Origin of the sequence: Peptoniphilus raoultii (genome assembly GCF_900099555.1) — a bacterium.
Taxonomy (GTDB): domain Bacteria; phylum Bacillota; class Clostridia; order Tissierellales; family Peptoniphilaceae; genus Peptoniphilus_A; species Peptoniphilus_A raoultii.
Genome location: NZ_FMWM01000002.1, coordinates 844,001 through 863,703 on the forward strand (window position 1 = coordinate 844,001; position 19,703 = coordinate 863,703).

Annotated in this window: 17 protein-coding genes and 1 tRNA gene; all 18 read left to right on the forward strand. The window is 31.4% G+C overall.

Annotated features, from left to right (window positions below):
• Positions 1 to 79 precede the first annotated feature (79 nt).
• The 18 genes from polA to priA all read left to right on the forward strand — a co-directional run bounded on the left by polA (position 80) and on the right by priA (position 19,697).
• Positions 80 to 2,737: a DNA polymerase I gene (polA, locus tag BQ4446_RS04065; protein ID WP_071026851.1), complete on the forward strand. Its 2,658-nt coding sequence runs from the start codon at positions 80 to 82 to the stop codon at positions 2,735 to 2,737.
• Entirely contained in the window at positions 2,706 to 3,323 is a 618-nt protein-coding gene (gene coaE / locus BQ4446_RS04070; RefSeq protein WP_245149662.1) for a dephospho-CoA kinase, read from the forward strand. The genes polA and coaE overlap by 32 nt, the downstream gene beginning before the upstream one ends.
• Complete coding sequence (locus BQ4446_RS04075) at positions 3,320 to 4,075, forward strand: metallophosphoesterase (RefSeq protein WP_071026853.1); 756 nt, start codon at positions 3,320 to 3,322, stop codon at positions 4,073 to 4,075. Before coaE ends, BQ4446_RS04075 begins: the two co-directional genes overlap by 4 nt.
• Positions 4,076 to 4,135: 60 nt before the next feature.
• Positions 4,136 to 4,525, forward strand: coding sequence for a prepilin-type N-terminal cleavage/methylation domain-containing protein (locus tag BQ4446_RS04080; protein WP_245149663.1), 390 nt, complete (start codon positions 4,136 to 4,138; stop codon positions 4,523 to 4,525).
• A 2-nt stretch (positions 4,526 to 4,527) separates the two neighbouring features.
• Positions 4,528 to 5,271, forward strand: a complete 744-nt coding sequence (locus BQ4446_RS04085) for a prepilin peptidase (RefSeq protein WP_245149664.1) — start codon at positions 4,528 to 4,530, stop codon at positions 5,269 to 5,271.
• Positions 5,247 to 6,503: a hypothetical protein gene (locus BQ4446_RS04090; RefSeq protein WP_071026856.1), complete on the forward strand. Its 1,257-nt coding sequence runs from the start codon at positions 5,247 to 5,249 to the stop codon at positions 6,501 to 6,503. Before BQ4446_RS04085 ends, BQ4446_RS04090 begins: the two co-directional genes overlap by 25 nt.
• A gap of 32 nt (positions 6,504 to 6,535) precedes the next feature.
• Entirely contained in the window at positions 6,536 to 7,537 is a 1,002-nt protein-coding gene (locus BQ4446_RS04095) for an AIR synthase family protein (RefSeq protein ID WP_071026858.1), read from the forward strand.
• Positions 7,534 to 8,889, forward strand: coding sequence for an N-acetylmuramoyl-L-alanine amidase (locus BQ4446_RS04100; protein ID WP_071026860.1), 1,356 nt, complete (start codon positions 7,534 to 7,536; stop codon positions 8,887 to 8,889). The genes BQ4446_RS04095 and BQ4446_RS04100 overlap by 4 nt, the downstream gene beginning before the upstream one ends.
• 10 nt (positions 8,890 to 8,899) lie before the next feature.
• Positions 8,900 to 9,637, forward strand: coding sequence for a ribonuclease PH (gene rph / locus BQ4446_RS04105; protein ID WP_071026862.1), 738 nt, complete (start codon positions 8,900 to 8,902; stop codon positions 9,635 to 9,637).
• A complete protein-coding gene (gene rdgB / locus BQ4446_RS04110; RefSeq protein WP_071026864.1) occupies positions 9,612 to 10,199 on the forward strand; it encodes an RdgB/HAM1 family non-canonical purine NTP pyrophosphatase in 588 nt (195 codons plus the stop codon). The genes rph and rdgB overlap by 26 nt, the downstream gene beginning before the upstream one ends.
• 42 nt (positions 10,200 to 10,241) lie before the next feature.
• Positions 10,242 to 10,318: transfer RNA gene (locus tag BQ4446_RS04115), tRNA-His, on the forward strand.
• A 160-nt stretch (positions 10,319 to 10,478) separates the two neighbouring features.
• Complete coding sequence (gene asnS / locus BQ4446_RS04120) at positions 10,479 to 11,864, forward strand: asparagine--tRNA ligase (RefSeq protein WP_071026866.1); 1,386 nt, start codon at positions 10,479 to 10,481, stop codon at positions 11,862 to 11,864.
• 25 nt (positions 11,865 to 11,889) lie between these two features.
• Positions 11,890 to 14,301 carry a leucine--tRNA ligase gene (gene leuS / locus BQ4446_RS04125; RefSeq protein ID WP_071026868.1) on the forward strand — a complete coding sequence of 804 codons (2,412 nt, stop codon included), beginning with the start codon at positions 11,890 to 11,892 and terminating at the stop codon, positions 14,299 to 14,301.
• A gap of 9 nt (positions 14,302 to 14,310) precedes the next feature.
• On the forward strand, positions 14,311 to 15,186 hold the full coding sequence (locus BQ4446_RS04130) for a YicC/YloC family endoribonuclease (RefSeq protein WP_071026870.1): 876 nt from the start codon (positions 14,311 to 14,313) through the stop codon (positions 15,184 to 15,186).
• A gap of 20 nt (positions 15,187 to 15,206) precedes the next feature.
• Positions 15,207 to 15,821 carry a guanylate kinase gene (gene gmk, locus BQ4446_RS04135; protein ID WP_071026872.1) on the forward strand — a complete coding sequence of 205 codons (615 nt, stop codon included), beginning with the start codon at positions 15,207 to 15,209 and terminating at the stop codon, positions 15,819 to 15,821.
• A gap of 1 nt (position 15,822) precedes the next feature.
• Entirely contained in the window at positions 15,823 to 16,119 is a 297-nt protein-coding gene (gene rpoZ, locus BQ4446_RS04140; RefSeq protein ID WP_071026874.1) for a DNA-directed RNA polymerase subunit omega, read from the forward strand.
• 1 nt (position 16,120) lies between these two features.
• Entirely contained in the window at positions 16,121 to 17,317 is a 1,197-nt protein-coding gene (gene coaBC / locus BQ4446_RS04145) for a bifunctional phosphopantothenoylcysteine decarboxylase/phosphopantothenate--cysteine ligase CoaBC (RefSeq protein WP_071026876.1), read from the forward strand.
• 28 nt (positions 17,318 to 17,345) lie between these two features.
• A complete protein-coding gene (priA, locus tag BQ4446_RS04150; RefSeq protein WP_071026878.1) occupies positions 17,346 to 19,697 on the forward strand; it encodes a replication restart helicase PriA in 2,352 nt (783 codons plus the stop codon).
• Positions 19,698 to 19,703 lie beyond the last annotated feature (6 nt).

Sequence of the window (19,703 nt, forward strand, 5' to 3'; positions counted from 1 at the left end):
TATTTTTAGGGTCTTTTTTCTTTTATGGTTTTTTAGGTTATAATTAATTATAGTTATTCAAAGTTTTGTGAGGTGGATTATGGATAAGAAAAAATTTTTAATTATAGATGGTTCGTCATTATTTTTTAGGGCTTTTTATGCTCTTCCTCTTTTAAAAACTAAAAAGGGACTTTATACTAATGCCATTTATGGTTTTGTTATGATGCTTGAAAATGCAATTGAAAAAATTAAGCCGACAAATATTGTCGTTTGTTTTGACATTAAAGGAAGTCTTTTTAGGAGGGAAATTTATAAGGACTATAAAGGCACAAGACAAAAAACTCCAAGTGAACTTGAACAGCAATTTCCATATATTAGAGAAATTTTAAAATATATGAATATTAAGGTTATGGAGCTTTCGGAATATGAGGCTGATGACATTGCAGGCACTTTATCTTTAATGGCTTCAAAGGAAGGCTATAAATCTTATCTTTTAACCGGGGACAAGGATTATTATCAGCTTGTTGATGAAAATAATATGGTTTTAATGACAAGAAAGGGAATTACTGAACTTGAAATAGTTGACCTAAATTATTTAAAAGAAAATTATGGAATTGCAGGAGAGGAATTTATTGAACTTAAGGCCCTAATGGGTGATCCTTCTGACAATATTCCTGGAGTTAAGGGAGTTGGAGAAAAGACTGCCCTAAAACTTGTAAAAGAATATGGAAATCTTGAAAATATTTATAATAATATTGATGAAATTTCTGGAAAAAAGTTAAGGAAAAATTTGGAAGAATGTAAGGCCAGTGCCTTTATGTCAAGAACTTTAGGGACTATTGTAAGAAATATTTATCTTGAAGTAAAGCTTTCTGATTTTGAAGTTAAGGAATATGATTATAAAAATCTTTCGGATCTTTACAGAAAATTTGAATTTAATTCAATCCTTCAAAGATTGCCCGAAGAATATCAAAAAGAAGAAGCACTTGAAATTAGTGAAAAGTTTTTTGACCTCACAAGCAAAAGTTTAGATGACTTAATTAAGGAAATAAAAAAAGCTGGGTCCTTTGCCTTTAAATTTATTAGTGACGGCAAGGTATATGCAGGAGTAAATCCTCTAAAAATTGCCATTCTACCAGAGGGCGGACTGGCAGGGATTTATGATTATTCAAAAGAGAATTTATCTGCTTTAAAAAATCTTTTTGAAGATGCAGATATTGAAAAGCTTTCTCATGACCTTAAGGAAGATATAATAATTTTACAATTTAATAATATTGATATAAAAAATTTCACATCTGACACAAAAATAGGTGAATATCTTTTAAATTCTACTAAATCAAATTATGACTTAAATGAAATTTATAAGGGATATTTTAATATGGCTTATAAGGATGAAGAAGAGCTTCTTGGAAAGGGGGCTAAAAAGAAAAAATTTAAGGATTTAGATGAAGAAGAATTAAATAAGTATTTTGCCTTTGGTCTGAATGCCATTTATGAAATTACCTATAAGCAAAGGGAAAAGATTGAAGAGGAGGAAATGCTTGACCTTTATAAAAATGTGGAGCTACCTCTTGTGGAAGTCCTTGCAAGTATGGAACTTATTGGAATCAGAACTAGAGAAGAAGTTTTAGATGAAATTGATGAAGATGTTAAGGGTAGGATTGTAAATTTAGAAGAAAATATTTATAGGCAGGCAGATGAAGAGTTTAATATTAATTCTCCAAAACAGCTGGGGGTAATTTTATTTGAAAAAATGGATTTACCTGTTATTAAAAAGACAAAAACTGGTTATTCAACATCTGTTGAAGTTTTAGAAAAATTAGAGGGAAAGGCAGAAATTATTTCCTATATTTTGGAATATAGAAAGCTAACAAAACTAAAAAATACCTATATTGATGGCTTAAAGGCTGTAATAAATGAAAAGACTGGGAGAATCCATTCAAGTTTTAATCAAACTGTAGCATCTACTGGCAGAATTTCATCAACAGAACCAAATCTACAAAATATTCCTATTAGGACAAAAGAGGGAAGACTTATTAGGAAGGCATTTTTGGCAAGTGAAGGCTGTCTTTTAGTTGATGCTGACTATTCACAAATAGAGCTTAGGGTTTTGGCTTCACTTTCAAATGACGAGGACATGATTAAGGCTTTTGAAGGAGGACTGGATATTCATAGAAAAACAGCCTCAGAAGTTTTTCATACGCCCTATGATGAAGTGACAAGTGAAATGAGATCTATGGCAAAGGCAGTAAATTTTGGAATAGTTTACGGAATTTCAGACTATGGTCTTTCACAAAATTTAAATATTCCTAGAAAGGAAGCGAAAAATTATATAGATAATTATTTAGGGCATTTTAAGGGCATTAAAAATTATATGTCAGAGGAAATTGAAAAGGGTAAAAAAAATGGCTATGTTGAAACAATTCTTCACAGAAGAAGATATATTCCAGAACTTTCAGCAAAAAATTTCAATATAAGGTCTTTTGGAGAAAGAGTTGCCTTAAACACACCGATTCAAGGTTCTGCAGCAGATATTATTAAAATTGCTATGGTAGGCTGCTACAAAGAATTAAAAAAGAAAAAATTGAAGGCGAAATTAATACTTCAAATTCATGATGAGCTTGTTGTGGATAGTCCACTGGAAGAAGCCGAAGAAGTTAAAAAAATTATGAAGGATGTTATGGAAAATGCAGCTAAAATGAAGGTAAAACTTAATGTAGACATGAATGAAGGGCAAAGTCTTTATGATGCAAAGTAAAATTATCGGACTTACTGGTTCAATTGCAACGGGCAAAAGTCAGGTTTCAAATTTTTTAAGAGAAAGGGGCTATAAAGTCATTGACTCTGATCTTTTGGCAAGGGATATTTTAGAAGATGAAAAAGTTATTTTGAGGATAAAAAAGGCCTTTGGTGAAAATATTTTTAAAAATAATGACCTTGACAGAAAAGCTCTTGGCAAAATTGTTTTTGATGATAAAAACAAGAGAGATATTTTAAATTCCATAACCCATCCGCCAATCTACCAAAAAATTTTAAGGGAAATAGAGTCTTCAAAGGAAAAAATAATTTTTGTGGATCTCCCTCTTTTAATTGAAAACGGGCCTAACTCTCATGGCCTGAAATTTGATGAGATTTGGCTATCCTATACAAGGCCAGAAATTCAGCTTTTAAGGCTTATGGAAAGAGATAATATTTCAAAATCCTATGCAAGGACGAAAATAAATTCCCAAATGCCCATTGATGATAAAAAAGCTTATGCTGATTTTATAATTGATAACAATTCAAGCCTAGAAAATCTTCAAAGACAGGTTGAAGAAAGGCTTAAAATTTTGGAAGAGTCATGAAATATTTTTTTATATTCTTAATGATTCTTGCCCTTTATGAAGTCTATGAAAATAAATTTTTTAAAAGGACAAGACAGCTGATTGTTTCTGAAAAAATAGGGCAGGACATAAAATTTATTTTAATTTCTGATTTTCACTTAAATCCTCTTATAAATTTAAAAAAACTTGAGAAATATATTAAGGATTTTGACCCTGATTTTATCTGCCTAACGGGGGATATTATAAACAGGGTTTCTGGGCAAAAGGAAATTGCAAGGGCTGAAAATTTTTTGAAAATTTTTAAGAAAAAAACTTTTTATGTCAGCGGAAACCATGAATATGAAAATAAAAACAGGGAGTTTTTTGAAGATTTATTAGAAAAATGGGGGATAATAAGCCTGAGGGGAGAAAGTTTTACCTATAAGGACTTAAAAATTTCAGGAATTTTTTACAAGGAAAAGGCGAAAAATTTAAATTTTGATCCTAAAGCTTTTAATCTTTTATTAATTCACGACCCCCTTTCTTATGTCTATGGAAATTTTAAAGATTTTGATCTAGTTTTAGCAGGGCATACCCATGGAGGGCAAGTTAGGATTCCAGGATTAGGGCCGGTAATTGGTCCTGACCTAAAACTTTTTCCAAAATTTTCAAAGGGTTTTTATAAAATTTCTAGGGGCAGTCTTTTTATTACATCAGGTCTTGGCAGCAAATTTTTCTTAAGACTTTTCAATCGTACTGAAATTTGTCTTTTTACTATTCAATCTCAAAAATAAGCTCTTTTAAAAATTTTTGTAGTATAATAAATAAGTAAATGTTTTTAAGGAGATGATTTTTTGATTAATTTCAAAAGACTTAAGTCTAAGAAAAAAGGTTTCACCCTACTTGAACTTGTTATCGTAATTTCCATAATAGCCATTTTAATTTCAATTGCAGCTCTTTCCTATAGAACATCAAATTTAAGAGCAGAGGCAACAGCCCATAATGCAAATGTAAAGACTATTAAAAACGCAGCAATTTTATATTTAATTGACAAACCAGAAGCAACTGCAATTACTATGGGCGAATTAAAAGATTATTTGGAAGATGCTGACAAGATAAAACCTGCCAAGGGACTTGGAGATTCTTTTTCCATTAATGTCAGTGAAGGAAAAATAAATGTAAGCCCTGGCCTTTGTAAGCTTGAAGGCGGAAAAATTGTTTTAGATTCAGGTTCTGGAAAATAATAATGCTTCCCATATTTTTCTTAATATTTATTTTAGGAGCATCCTTTGGTTCTTTTTTTTCCTTATTTTATAGGAGGAGGGAAAGGGGAGAGGATTTCATTCTAAAAAAGTCTTATTGTGAATCCTGCAACAGGAAATTAAAATTTTTTGACCTAGTTCCTATTTTCTCCTACATAAAAAATAGGGGCACTTGCAAATATTGCGGCTCTAAAATTCCTAGAGACCTTTTATATTTTGAAATTATTTACGGACTTATCTTTTTATTAAACCTAAGTCTTTATGGTCTGACTATAAATTTTATAATAAGATCCCTTGAAATTTCTCTTCTATTTTTAATTTCTTATACAGACTTAAAAACTGGATATATTTACACAATGGATAATATATTTTTATTTATTTTAGAAATTGTTTTTCAGATAATAAATAAAATTAATATTTTTGCATCCTTAAAATTCGGCTTAATTTTTTTTGGGATTTTTTTACTTATACATCTTTTAACAAGGGCCATGGGCTTTGGAGATGTAGAACTTTCCCTTGTAGGTGGTTTTTTTGCTAGAGATTTTTTTAGCCTCCTTAGGATTTTTACAAGTTCCTTTACTCTAGCGGCTTGTTTTGGACTTATTTTAATTTTTTTTAGGAAAAAATCTTTGAAGGAAAGCCTGCCTTTTGGACCTTTTCTTGCCCTTGGAATTTTAATTGAAATAGTTTTAGGAGAAAATTTATGGCGTTTTTATACCTTTATTTGAAAAGTGGTTACCTTTACATAAAATATAAGGATATGGCAAAAATTTTTTATTTGCCCCTACATATCTATGAAGATGGAAAAATTTTAGACTATCACCATTTTTTCTATGTCTTAAAAAAGTCCATTGAAGAATTAAATCCAGTAAAAAATACGCAAGTTATTTTATTTCTGTCAGCCAAAGATTTTGTTCATATTAATTATAAGGTTCCTAAACTTGATAGGGAAGATCTTGATAATTTTCTTTCCTTTGACTTAGAGGATTATAAGGACATAAAAATTGATGACTATAAAATAGAATATGATTTAAAAACCTTTGACAAGACCTATGACCTTTCCATAACTTTAATTCCAAAAGTAATTTATGAGAGATTTGTGGAAATTTTTAAAAAATATAACTTAAACCTTTTAAAGATTTTCCCCTGCTCAAAAATTTTAAAAGATGATGGATTTTATCTTTTCATTGACTTGAATTCCATAAATTTTGCAGAATTACGAGGAGGGCTTATAAAAAAAGATAAGTATATTTTTTTGAAAGACCTTAAAAATCTCTATAAGGACAATAAACTTGAAGGAGAAAATGTGGCAAATATTTTAAGGGGCAAATATGACATAATGAAAGAAGAAATTGATGAGGATCTTTCCCTAAGATATTTTAATATTCTTTCAAACTATTCAAGGGAAATAGCATCATTTGCTGGCGACAGACCCTTAATATTTACAGGTCTTCTTGGAGATAGTATAATAAATAAGAATTTGGGACCAGAGAGGAAAAGTTTTATTGATTCTTTTGAACTTTTTAAAGAATTTTTATATGAGGAAAAGAAAAAGAAAAAGTATAGGATTTTTCCCCTTGCTCTTGGCGGAATTTTTATAATTCTTCTTGCTGCCAATCTTTTGTATTCTAAAAGTCTTGACCAAAAAATTGAGAAACTTGAAAAGATAAAGCTTGAAAATGCTAAAGAAGATGACGTAAAGATTGACACTTCACTTTCATCAGATAGGCACCAAGATGCAAATAAAAGATTTTTTGAAAAAATCGAAGCTATACAGAAATTGGAAGATGAAAATATAATGTTTACTGACTATATTTATGGCGATAAGCAAATAATTGTCAGAGGCCTAACAAGAAGTGAAGAATTTTTAGATAAATTAAATAATTATGAGATAGTTAATAGAGAAGTTTTTATGGAAGATGGACTTTATAAATTTGAACTGAGAATAAAAGATGATTAACTTTCTGTTTTTTATATTTTAGGAGTGAGATTGTGGATATAGGTAAAATTTCCAATAGAGATTTGGAAAAATATGTTTTTAAAAATATACATGCAAATAGAAAAGAAGTTTTGTCGAAGGCATCTGTGGGATTTGACACAGCTCTTATGGATTTTGAAAATGATTTAATTGTTGTCAGCACTGATCCCATAACAGGAGCGGCAAAAAATATTGGCTATTTGGCCATAAATATTTCTGTAAATGACATTGCCTGTCAAGGTGCAGACCCAGTTGGGGTTTTACTATCAGTTTTACTGCCAGAAAATGCAGAAATTTATGATTTAGAACAAATTATGGAAGATGCTGATAGAGCATGCAAGGAAAATAATCTTGAAATAGTTGGAGGCCATACAGAAGTTACAGATGCTGTAAACAAAATAATTTTAACCACAACGGTGATTGCAAGAGCAAATATGGAAAAACTTCCCAAAACTTCTTCTGTTAAGGTAGGAGATTTAATAGTAATTTCAAAGGACATTGGTCTTGAAGGCACATCAATTATTTTAGAAGATTTAGAAAATGGCTTTTTGAAAGATAAAAAAGATTCTTACAAAATTGACATTAAGGAACTTTCCGTTTTAGAAGAAGCAAGAATTGCAACTGATTATGGTGTAAAATATATGCACGACATAACAGAAGGCGGAGTTTTTGGGGCCCTTTGGGAATGTTCCAAGGCCTTAAATTTTGGTTTAATTGCAGAAAAAAATAAAATCCCCTATAGGGAAATAACAAAGATTTTGGCTGATGCCTATAATCTAAATATGTATAGATTAATTTCATCAGGATCAATGCTTATGGTTTTTGATCCCAAGGATTTTGAAAAATTTGCAGAAAGATGTAAGAATGAAAATATTAAAGTTACAGCTATTGGACATTTGACTAAAGATAAGGAGATTTTACTTGATGATAAGGGGACTTTAAAGGAAATTGCACAGCCTGCAAGTGATGAGCTTTACAAGGCCTTAAAATCAAAAATAAGTGATAAAGAAAAATGAAAAAAATATTATTAAGCCTAATTATTTTAAATATACTTTTAATAACAGCCTTTGCAAATTCATCTTCAACTTTTAAGGTAAAAATTCAAAATAAGGATGTCAGTGTAAAAACTGCAAAAGTCGAAGTTGATGGAGAAAATTATTCTAAAGAATTTTTACCTTTTATAAAAGATGGAAGAACCTTTGTTGCAATAAGAGAAATTAGCGAAGGATTGGGAGCCAAGTGCGAATGGGATGGAGATAAGAAAAGCGTCCTAATTAAAATGGATGATAAGGAAATAAAGATGAAAATTGATTCAACTGTAGTTTATATTAATGACGAAAGAAAAAAAGTTGATAAAAGCTCCCAGCCCAAACTTGTCCTCTATAAAAATCCTCGTCAGGAAACAAAAACTATGGTGCCCCTAAGATTTATTTCAGAAACTTTTGGCTATGACGTTTCTTGGGACAAGGACACAAATATGGTAAAAATTTCTACTATAAAGGCAGAGGGAATTAGAGATGATTCAACTGATGAGAATACAAAAGATTCAAAAGAGGCAAAGAAATCGAGCAGTTCAAAAAATAATGGAAGCAAAAAATCAGTTGAAAAGGACTATACAACAAATTCAATTGTAAAAAATGTCTTCCAATCTGTTGAAGAAGTAAGGGAAACAAAATCCTTTGAAAGTAAAATTTCAAAAGGGGGAAAGGAAGAAGCCTACAAAGCTGTAGGACTTAACATCGATGATTTTAAGGAAGAGGAAAGAGTTATAAAGAAAAAAATTGTGGCAGATGGAAAGATAAAAATCGTCATAGATCCTGGTCATGGAGGCAAAGATCGGGGAGCAACGGCTTGTGATAATGAAACTTATGAAAAGGACTATGTGCTTGAAGTTGCAACTAAACTCTATGACAAAATGCAAAATACTCCCTATGAAATTTTAATCACGAGATCAAGAGATGAATTTATAAAACTTCAAGATAGGGCTAGTCTTTCAAATGAAAATAATGCCCACCTATTTTTATCAATTCACTTCAATTCAGCTCCAAATAAAGATGCCAATGGCATTGAAGTCCTCTATGCTTCTGAAAAAAATGTAAAAATAAAAACAGTTGAACAAAAATACTTTGCCAAAGAAATTTTAGATGCCTTGATAGAAGAAACAGGAGCAGTAAATAGGGGAATAAAAAATAGAACAAATTTAATAGTTTTAAATAAGACAAAAAATGTTTCAGCCCTAGCAGAACTTGGATTTATTTCAAATGAAGAAGAACTTGAAAAGATTAAAAGTGATGAGTATATTGATAAATTAGTAGAAGGTTTATATAAGGGTATAAATTCTTATATTGATAAATATGTAGAAGAATAAGTAGGTAATAATGAGAGAAGATAGACAAAATAGTGAAATTAGACAGATAAAAATGACTCCTAATTTCACACCAAATGCTGACGGATCAGTTTTAATTGAATGTGGCATGACAAAAGTAATTTGTACGGCAACAATTGAAGATAAGGTGCCAAGATTTTTAAAGGGGAAGGAAATGGGATGGATTTCTGCAGAATATTCCATGCTACCAGCTTCAACAGTAATAAGAAAAGTTAGAGATATTTCAAAGGGAAAAATTGACGGACGAAATCAGGAAATTCAAAGATTAATTGGCAGATCCCTAAGAACATGTATTGATTTAAAAATTCTTGGAGAAAAAACAATTTGGCTTGACTGTGATGTTATTAATGCAGATGGGGGCACGAGGACAACATCAATAAATGGATCATTTATTGCCCTTGAACTAGCAATTAAAAAAGCCCTTGCCGATGGAAAACTTGAAAATAATCCTTTGATATCAAAAGTTGGAGCTATTAGCGTAGGCAAGGTAAATGGCATAAGACTTTGCGATTTAGATTATAAAGAAGATTCTAAGGCGGATGTTGACCTAAATATTGTAATGAATCAAAAATTTGAAATTGTGGAAATTCAAGGCACATCAGAAAGAGATACTTTCACAAGTGAAGAACTTTTTGAATTTTTAGATTTTGCAAAAATTGGTATTGAAGATATTTTTAAATATATGGAAATTTTGGAGAAATATTATGAGATTAATTTTATCAACGGATAATGAAAATAAAGTTAGGGAAATAATAGACCTTTTGGAAGGCACAGGCCTTGAAATTTTGTCAAAAAAAGAAGCAGGTCTTGGAGAAATTGATGTCATTGAAGACAAAGATACTTTAGAAGGAAATGCCTCCTTAAAAGCTATGGCTTTGGCAGAAAAAACTGATGATTTAATTTTGGCAGACGATACAGGACTTTTTGTTGAGGCCTTAGGAGGAGAACCTGGAGTAAAATCTGCAAGATATGCAGGAGACCATGACGAGAAAAAAAACAGGGCAAAACTTTTGAAAAATCTCAAAGGAGAAAAAAATAGGTCAGCATACTTTAAAACAGCACTTGCCCTTGTAGATAAAAATAAAAGAGTAAAATTTTTGGAGGGCATATGTCAAGGCGAAATAGCCGAGGAAGAAAAGGGAAATGAGGGATTCGGTTACGACCCAATTTTTATTCCAAAGGGTTTTAAAAAGTCATTTGGTCAAATGACAGAAGAAGAAAAAAACGCCCTAAGTCACAGAGGAAGAGCTTTACAAAAACTAAAAGAATATTTTACTAATAATAAATATTAATTGACAAAAAACTGAAGCCTTGCTATAATTAATAAAGATGTGGTGGGTATGGCCTAGCTGGTTAAGGCGTCAGATTGTGGTCCTGAAGATCGTGGGTTCGATTCCCACTATCCACCCCATAAAAAAGCGTTGGTTTCCAGCGCTTTATTTTTTTACCCTAAAATAATTGAATTTTTTATTTTCCATTAGGCAAAGGATTTTGATAATTCAAGCTTTTATTTGACAAAAGATGTCATTAATCATATACTAAAATATCATAAGAATTATTTTGGAGGGGCTATGATTACTATAAGAGAAGTATTTAAAAATACTGAAAAATTTATTAATAAAGATATAGAGATTTGTGGATGGATTAAAACTAATAGGGCATCAAAAAATTTTGGTTTTATTGAACTTACTGATGGAACTATTTTTAATTCTCTTCAAATCGTATACGGGAAGGAGCTTCAAAATTTTTCTTTAATTGAAAAATATTCTTTAAGCTCTTCTATTTTAGTTAAGGGAAAACTTGTTGAATCACCTGGTGCAAATCAAAGTTTTGAAATGCAGGCACAGGAAGTAATTCTTCTCTCAGCTGCCGATAATACTTACCCTCTTCAAAAGAAGAGACACACCATGGAATATTTAAGGACGATTTCTCACCTTCGCCCAAGGGCAAATGCTTTTAATGCTGTTTTTAGAGTAAGGTCAATAATTGCCTTTGCAATTCACAAATTTTTTCAAGAAAGGGGCTTTGTTTATTTCCATGCTCCTATTATTACATCATCTGATGCTGAAGGTGCAGGAGAAATGTTTAAAGTAACAAATCTTCCCCTTAATGATATTCCTAAAAATGATGAAGGGAAAATTGATTATAAGAAAGATTTCTTTGGCAAAAAAGCAAATTTAACTGTATCTGGTCAGCTTGAAGCTGAAGCCTTTGCCATGGCCTTTAGAAATATTTACACCTTTGGACCTACTTTCAGGGCAGAAAATTCTAACACCCCAAGGCATGCTGCCGAATTTTGGATGATTGAACCTGAAATGGCCTTTGCAGATTTAAATGTAAATATGGATGTTGCTGAAGACATGCTAAAATATATTATTAAATATACAATGGAAAACGCCAAGGAAGAAATGGAATTTTTTAATAAATTTATAGACAAGGGTCTTATTGATAGGCTAAATAATATTGTAAATAATGAATTTGCAAGAATTACTTATACAAAGGCGATTGAAATTTTGGAAAAGGCTGACAAGGAATTTAAGTATCCTGTTTCTTGGGGTATTGACCTTCAGACAGAACATGAAAGGTATATTACTGAAGAAGTTTATAAAAAACCAGTTTTTGTCACTGACTATCCAAAGGAAATTAAGGCCTTTTACATGTATGAAAATGAAGACAAAAAAACTGTTGCTGCCATGGATTTATTAGTTCCTGGAGTTGGTGAAATTATTGGCGGCTCTCAAAGGGAACACAGAATTGAAATATTAGAAGAAAAAATGAAAAATCTAAATATGGATATGAATGAATATGAATGGTATTTAGATTTAAGAAGATATGGTTCTTGTGTTCATTCAGGTTACGGTCTGGGATTTGAAAGAGCTGTAATGTATATTACAGGAATGAAGAATATTAGAGACGTTATACCTTTCCCAAGAACTGCAGGTTCTTGTGACTTTTGAGATTTCAAATATTTAAGGAGTTAGTATGAGAGAATATAATCCTAAAGACATAGAAAAAAAATGGCAAGATTATTGGGACGAACACGAAACTTATGTTTCAAAAAATGATGATGACAGAGAAAAAATCTATCTATTAGTAGAATTTCCTTATCCATCTGGTCAAGGTCTTCATGTTGGACATCCAAGACCTTACACTGCCCTTGATATAGTGGCAAGGAAAAGAAGGTACGAGGGTTACAATGTCTTATTTCCTATGGGATGGGATGCCTTTGGTCTTCCAACAGAAAATTTTGCAATAAAAAATAAAATTCATCCAGCTATTGTTACAAAAAATAATATAAAACATTTTAAGGATCAATTAAAGTCAATTGGATTTTCCTTTGACTGGTCAAGGGAAATTAATACAACCGATTCTTCCTACTATAAGTGGACTCAATGGATATTTTTACAATTATTTAAACATGGCCTTGCCTACAAGAAAAAAATGCCCATAAATTGGTGCCCATCTTGTAAGGTTGGTCTTGCTAATGAAGAAGTAATTGGAGGCCACTGCGAAAGATGCGGTGAAAGTGTTGTAAGACGAGTTAAAAGTCAATGGATGCTAAAAATAACTGCCTATGCCGATAGGTTAATTGACGATTTAGATGACCTTGATTTTATTGAAAGGGTAAAAATTCAGCAAAAAAATTGGATTGGTAAAAGTAGAGGGGCAAGTGTTTTATTTAAACTAGAAGATAGTGACGAAAAAATTGAAGTCTTTACAACAAGACCTGACACCATTTTTGGAGCTACTTACATGGTAATTGCTCCTGAACATCCAATAATTGAGAAATATAAGGATAGGATTGAAAACTTAGATGAGATAAATGCTTATAAAGAAGAAGTTGCAAAGAAATCAGACTTTGAAAGAACTGAACTTGTAAAAGAAAAAACAGGTGTTGAAGTAAAGGGTCTTAAGGTTATTAATCCAATTACAAATAAAGAAATTCCACTTTGGATTTCAGATTATGTTTTAATGGGATATGGAACAGGAGCAATAATGGCGGTTCCTGCTCATGACCAAAGAGATTATGAATTTGCTAAGAAATTCGGTCTTGAAATGACCCGAGTTATTAAGGGCGGAGATATTTCAAAAGAAGCCTATATAGATACTTCGAGTGGAGAGATGGTAAATTCAGGATTTTTAAATGGACTTGAAGTAAAAGAAGCCATTCATAAAATGATTGAATATTTAGAAGAAAATAATCTTGGAAAAGAAAAGACAAATTATAAATTAAGGGACTGGGTATTTTCAAGACAAAGATATTGGGGAGAACCAATACCAATTGTTGAATGCCCAAAGTGTGGATATGTGCCTTTAGATGAAAAAGATTTGCCTCTTCTTCTTCCAGAAGTAGAAAATTATGAGCCGACAGGGGACGGAGAATCACCACTTTCTAATATTGAAGAATTTGTAAACACAACTTGTCCAAAGTGTGGTGGTTCAGCTCACAGAGAAACAGATACAATGCCTCAATGGGCAGGATCATCCTGGTACTATTTAAGATATGCTGATCCCCATAATGATAATGCCCTTGCATCAAAAGAAGCCTTAAATTATTGGACACCAGTTGATTGGTATAATGGTGGAATGGAACATACAACCCTTCATCTATTATATTCAAGATTTTGGCATAAATTTTTATATGACCTTGGCATTGTGCCAACAAAAGAACCCTATCAAAAGAGAACTTCTCACGGCATGATTCTTGGAGAAAATGGCGAAAAAATGTCTAAGTCCAGGGGAAATGTTATAAATCCTGATGACATTGTTAGAGATTATGGAGCAGACACTTTAAGATGCTATGAAATGTTCATAGGGGATTTTGAAAAACCTGTGCCTTGGAGTGAACAAGGAGTTAGAGGCTGCAGAAGATTTTTGGAAAGAGTTTGGAATTTAAGCGAACTTGTTAAAGATGGAGATTTTTACTCAAAAGAATTAGAAAAATCAATTCACAAGACCATAAAAAAAGTTTCCTATGACTATGAAAATTTAAAAGCAAATACTGCAATTGCTGCTCTTATGACCCTTTTAAATGAATTTAATCAAGCCGGAAAAATTACAAAAGAAGATTTAAGAACTTATTTAATGCTTTTAAATCCAGTTGCTCCTCATATTACTGAAGAGCTTTGGGAAGTAAATGAACTTGGTGGTCATTTAAATGAAAAGTCTTGGCCCGTTTATAGTGAAGACAAAACTATTGACGATGTAATAGAACTTCCAGTACAATTTAACGGCAAAGTTAGATTTACAATTGAAGTAGCAAGAGATGCAGTTAAAGATGAAGTTAATAAAATAGCCATGGAAAATGAAGCTTATGGAAAAAATGTAGAAGGCAAAAAAATTGTTAAAGAAATTTATGTTCCCGGCAAAATTTATAATATAGTTGTCAAATAAGGAGTTTATATGAAAAGTATGACAGGATATGGACTTGGTGAGGCTGAAAGCGAAAGTTATCAGGTCAAAATAGAAATGAGATCAGTCAACAATAGGTACTGCGATATTAATTTGAGAAATCCCGTCTTACTTTTTCCTATTGAAGACAAGATAAAAAAGGCTATTAAAGAAAAAGTAAAAAGAGGAAAGATTGACGTATTTATAAAACTTAAGTCTTTAAATTCTTCAAACTATTCCTTGGCACTTGACTTAAATCTTGCAAGAAATTATTATGAGGCGGCAGGAGAAATTTCAGATGCTTTAAATCTTGAAAATTCTCTTTCCGTCAAAGATTTAATGACTATGCCGGGAGTTGTTAGCGAAAATGAAGAAGAAAAAACTACAGAGGAGCTTGAAAATTTACTTTTTGAAGTTTTAAATTCAGCTTTAAATTCCTTTATTTATGCAAGAGTAAGAGAAGGAGAATCTATAAAAGAAGATTTCAAGGGAAAATTAAAAAATATAGAAAGTATTCTAAAAAAAATTGAAAGCCTTGCTCCTCAGTCTCTTGTAGAAAATGAAGAAAAATTAAAGGAAAGAGTTTCAAAATATTTAGATGCATCTGAAATTGAAAGGCAGAGAATTGCAACTGAATGTTTTTTAATTATTGACAAATTATCAATTGATGAAGAAATTACAAGGCTAAAAATTCATTTAAAATCTTTTTGGGATTTAATTGAAGAAGAGGGCAGCCTTGGCAGAAAAATGGACTTTTTGATCCAAGAGATGAATAGAGAAGTAAATACAATTGGATCAAAGGCAAATAATATAAACATTATTAATGATGTGGTTGCAATTAAGGCTGAAATTGAAAGAATAAGAGAACAAGCCCAAAATATTGAGTAAGAAATTTTGACGAGGTGGAAATGAGCGCAGGATTTTTATTAGTATTGTCTGGACCTTCAGGAAGTGGAAAAGGGACAGTAAGTGAAGCTATAATGAAAAAAAATAAGGAAATTGTCTATTCAACATCCGTTACAACAAGAAGGTCGAGACCCGGAGAAGTGAGCGGCCAAAACTATTTTTTTGTTAGCAAAGAAGAGTTTGAAGAGATGGTAGAAAAAGATGAGCTTTTAGAGCATGCTTTTGTCCATACAAATTATTATGGAACTCCTAAAAAGTTTGTCTTTGACGAAATTGAAAAGGGAGAAATTGTACTTTTAGAAATTGATGTGCAGGGAGCCTTGCAGATTAAGAAAAAATATAAGGAAGCCATTTTTATATTTTTAATACCTCCAACTATGGAAGAATTAAAAAATAGGCTTATTAAAAGAGATACAGAAACTGAAGAGGAAATTAATACTAGGTATAAAAATGCCTTTAGGGAACTTAATTTTGTAGGAGAATATGACTATTTTGTTGTCAATGATAAAGTTGATGAAGCGGTAACTGATATTGAGAATATTATTGCTGCTGAGAAACTTAGGGTAAAAAGACACAAAGATATTAAAAGCGAAGTCTTAAAAGAAAAGAGGAATTAATTTGAACATACCTTCATTTGAAGAATTAAAAGAAGTAACTAATTCAAGATATGAACTTTGTATATTAGCTTCTAAGAGGGCAAGAAAAATTGTTGACGGTGGGGAAGCTCTCATTGATACTGATATGAAAAAACCAGTATCAATAGCAATTGAAGAAATTATGGATAGGCAAATTCTTTTCAACGAGCCAATGACTGATAAGGAATACGAAGAAAAAATTGCTATTGAAAGGGCAGAACTGGAAGCAAAATTGCAAGAAACTCAGGTCTTGCCGACTAATTATATAGAAGCTGAATAATATGTTAAAAAATAAAAGAATCCTGTTAGGAGTAAGCGGAGGAATTGCGGCCTATAAAAGCCCTAGCATTTGCTCCCTTTTAAGAAAAAAAGGGTCCGAGGTTAAGGTCATGATGACTGAAAATGCAAAGGAATTTATTACACCCCTATCCCTCCAAACAATGTCAAATAATACAGTCCACTCAAAAATGTTTAATCAGCTTTTAAATACAGATGTGGAACATATTTCCCTTGCCAAATGGGCAGATATTATTGTAATTGCACCTGCAACTGCAAATATAATTGGAAAATTTGCAAATGGTATTTGCGATAATCTTTTAACTACAGTTTTTATGGCTTCAAGGTGCCGCGTTTTAATTGTGCCTGCCATGAATACAGAAATGTTAAATAGCCCTGCAAATATAAATAATATGGAAATTTTAAAAAAGAGGGGAATAGTAATTTTAGACACAGAAAAAGATTTGCTTGCTTGCAATGATTATGGTAGCGGCAAAATGTTGTCGCCTGAAAAAATTGTGGATGCAATTGATGATAATTTAACTGAAAAAGACCTTGCTGGAAAAAAGTTTTTAATTACAGCAGGTCCAACAGTTGAGCCCCTTGATCCAGTAAGATTTTTGACCAACCACTCATCGGGAAAAATGGGCTATGCCCTTGCAGCAAATGCTCAAAAAAGAGGGGCAGAAGTCACATTAATTACAGGACCCACAAATATCGAGCCTCCAAAAGTTCATAGGCTGGTAAAAATTAATACGACACAGGATATGTTTGGTGCTGTTGGCAAATATTTTGATGATTGTCATGTTTTAATTAAGGCGGCAGCCCCAGCTGATTATAAACCAAAATATTATTCTAAGGATAAGATAAAGAAAAATTCATCTAATTATCTTGATGTTATTGAACTTGAAAAAAATCCTGATATAGCAAAATATTATGGCAAAAATAAAGTTGGACAAATAATTGTTGGATTTGCGGCAGAATCAACAAATATTTATAAGTATGCCAAGGAAAAACTTATTTCCAAAAATCTTGACATGATTGTTGTAAATAATATTGTTAAAGCTGGAGCAGGATTTGGAACTGACACAAATATTGCAAGCATTATTGACAAAAATGGGGAAACTGAAGATTTTGAGATTATGTCTAAGTCAGAACTTGCAAATATTATTTTAAATAAGGTGAAAAATTTATTTAGCTAGGTAATCCTAGCTTTTTTTAGGAGAAAAAATGTATTGCGACCTATTTATAGAAAATAATTATTCAAAAATTGATATTTTATATTCCTATATTGTTCCAAAGACTTTAGAAAATGAAGTAGAAATTGGGAAAAGGGCCATTGTTTCCTTTGGCAAGGGCATAAGAACAGGTCTTATTTTAAAAATCTATAAGACTTATGAAGGGGATTTTAAAGATGAATTAAAGGAAATAATTGATATTATTGATCCCCAGCCCATTCTTTCAAATGAATTAATTGACCTAGGACTTTGGATGAAAAATAGGTATCTCCTTGGCTATTCAAAGGCCTTTTCTCCCCTTCTTCCTCTTGGTAAATTAAAGGCTATAAAAAGAGAAATGATCATAAAAAAATATCCAGTTGAGGAAGAGCTTGATTATTTACAAAAGCTGGACCTTAAAAAGTATTATGAAGATTTGCCAAGAAACCAAAAAATACTGGCAAAAAAACTTTTTGAGAGGGGAATAATTGAATTTTCCTATATAGCCATTGCAAGGATAAAAGAAAAGACCCAAAAGTTTTTAAGGTTAAGAGATGACATTTCCCTTAATGATTTAAAAAATCTTTCAGAAAAACAGATCCTTGTTTTAAATTTTTTAAAAGAAAATACAGAAAGTTCCAAAAAGGATTTAATGACAGGTCTAGGAATTTCAAATTCTCCTATAAAATCTCTTTTAGATAAAAATTTAATCATTGAATTTGATAAAAAAATAGATCTAAAAGAAGATAAAAAAAATTATGATTATGAGGAAAAAAATTTAAATGAAGAGCAGGTTATGGCCATAAAAAATATTGAAGATACTGACAAAGAAGTTAGTCTTTTGTATGGCCTAACGGGTTCTGGAAAAACGGAAATATATTTAAGACTTGCAGAAAAAGTTATAAAAGATGGGGGAGATGTTATTGTTCTCGTTCCTGAAATAGGTTTAACTCCTCAAATGATTGAAAGATTTAAGGGAAAATTTAATAATGAGGTTGCAATAATTCATTCTAAACTTTCTCCCACTGAAAGATTTGAAGAATATAGAAAAATTTTAAATGGAAAAGTACACATAGCAGTTGGCGTTAGATCTGCAGTTTTTGTTCCCTTTAAAAATTTAAAATTAATAGTTGTCGATGAATTTCACGATTCTTCCTATAAATTTCACGATTCTTTAAAGTATAATACACTTGAAATTGCTATAAGGAGAATGAAAAATAAGGGAAAGGTGATTTTAGGGTCGGCTACCCCCAGCGTTTCCCTTTATTATAAGGCAAGCAAAGGATTATTTAATCTAGTTACCTTAAAAAAGAGGGCCATGAAAAATGCCCTTATGCCAAATTCCTATTTAGTGGATATGAGAGAAGAACTTTTAAAGGGAAATCTTTCGATTTTTTCAAGGCTTTTAAAGGATAAGATGAGAGAAAAGCTTGAAAAAAAAGAGCAAATAATTTTATTTTTAAATCGGAGGGGCTTTTCAAATTTTGTTTCCTGTAGGTCATGTGGTCATGTTATTAAATGCAATTCTTGTGACATTTCCATGACCTATCACAGGACGAATAATAGACTTATTTGCCATTACTGCGGTTCAACAAAAGTTCTTCCCAAGGTCTGCCCTGAATGTGGATCAAAATATATAAAACTATTTGGTCTTGGAACTCAAAAAATTGAAGAAGAAGTTAAAAATCTTTATCCGGAGGCTAGGGTTTTAAGAATGGATAGGGACACTACAAATTCCAAGGAATCCTATGGCAAATATTATAAGATGATTAAGGATAAAAAAGTAGATATAATTATTGGAACTCAAATGATCTCAAAGGGTTTTGATTTTCCTGATGTCACTCTTGTTGGAGTTGTGGCAGCTGATCTTTCGCTTTTTATTTCAGGCTACGAAGCATCAGAAGATACTTTTCAGCTTATAACACAAGTTTCTGGAAGGGCAGGAAGATCCTATAAAAAAGGGGATGTTATAATTCAGTCCTACAGCCCAGGACACTATGCCATTGCTCATGCAGCGGAAGGATCTTATGAAAGTTTTTATAGGGATGAGATAAAAGAAAGAGAAACTTTTTCTTATCCACCCTTTAAAAAAATCATAAGTCTTGAATTTGTGTCAGCAAATGAAAATATTGCAAAAAAATGGGCAGGAGGATTTATTTACAATATTGGAAAATTAATGGGGGATTTAAATGTTGAAGTAACAAAAATAATTTCTCTTCCCAAAATAAAAAATTTATATAGGTGTCGTTTTTCCTTAAAATTCAAGGATGAAGAGGAAAAACTGTTACTAGATATCTTAAAAAGGGTATTAAATAAAAGTAAGATTAATGAAGAAAAAGATGTTTCTTTAAATATAGAATTTTAAGAAGGA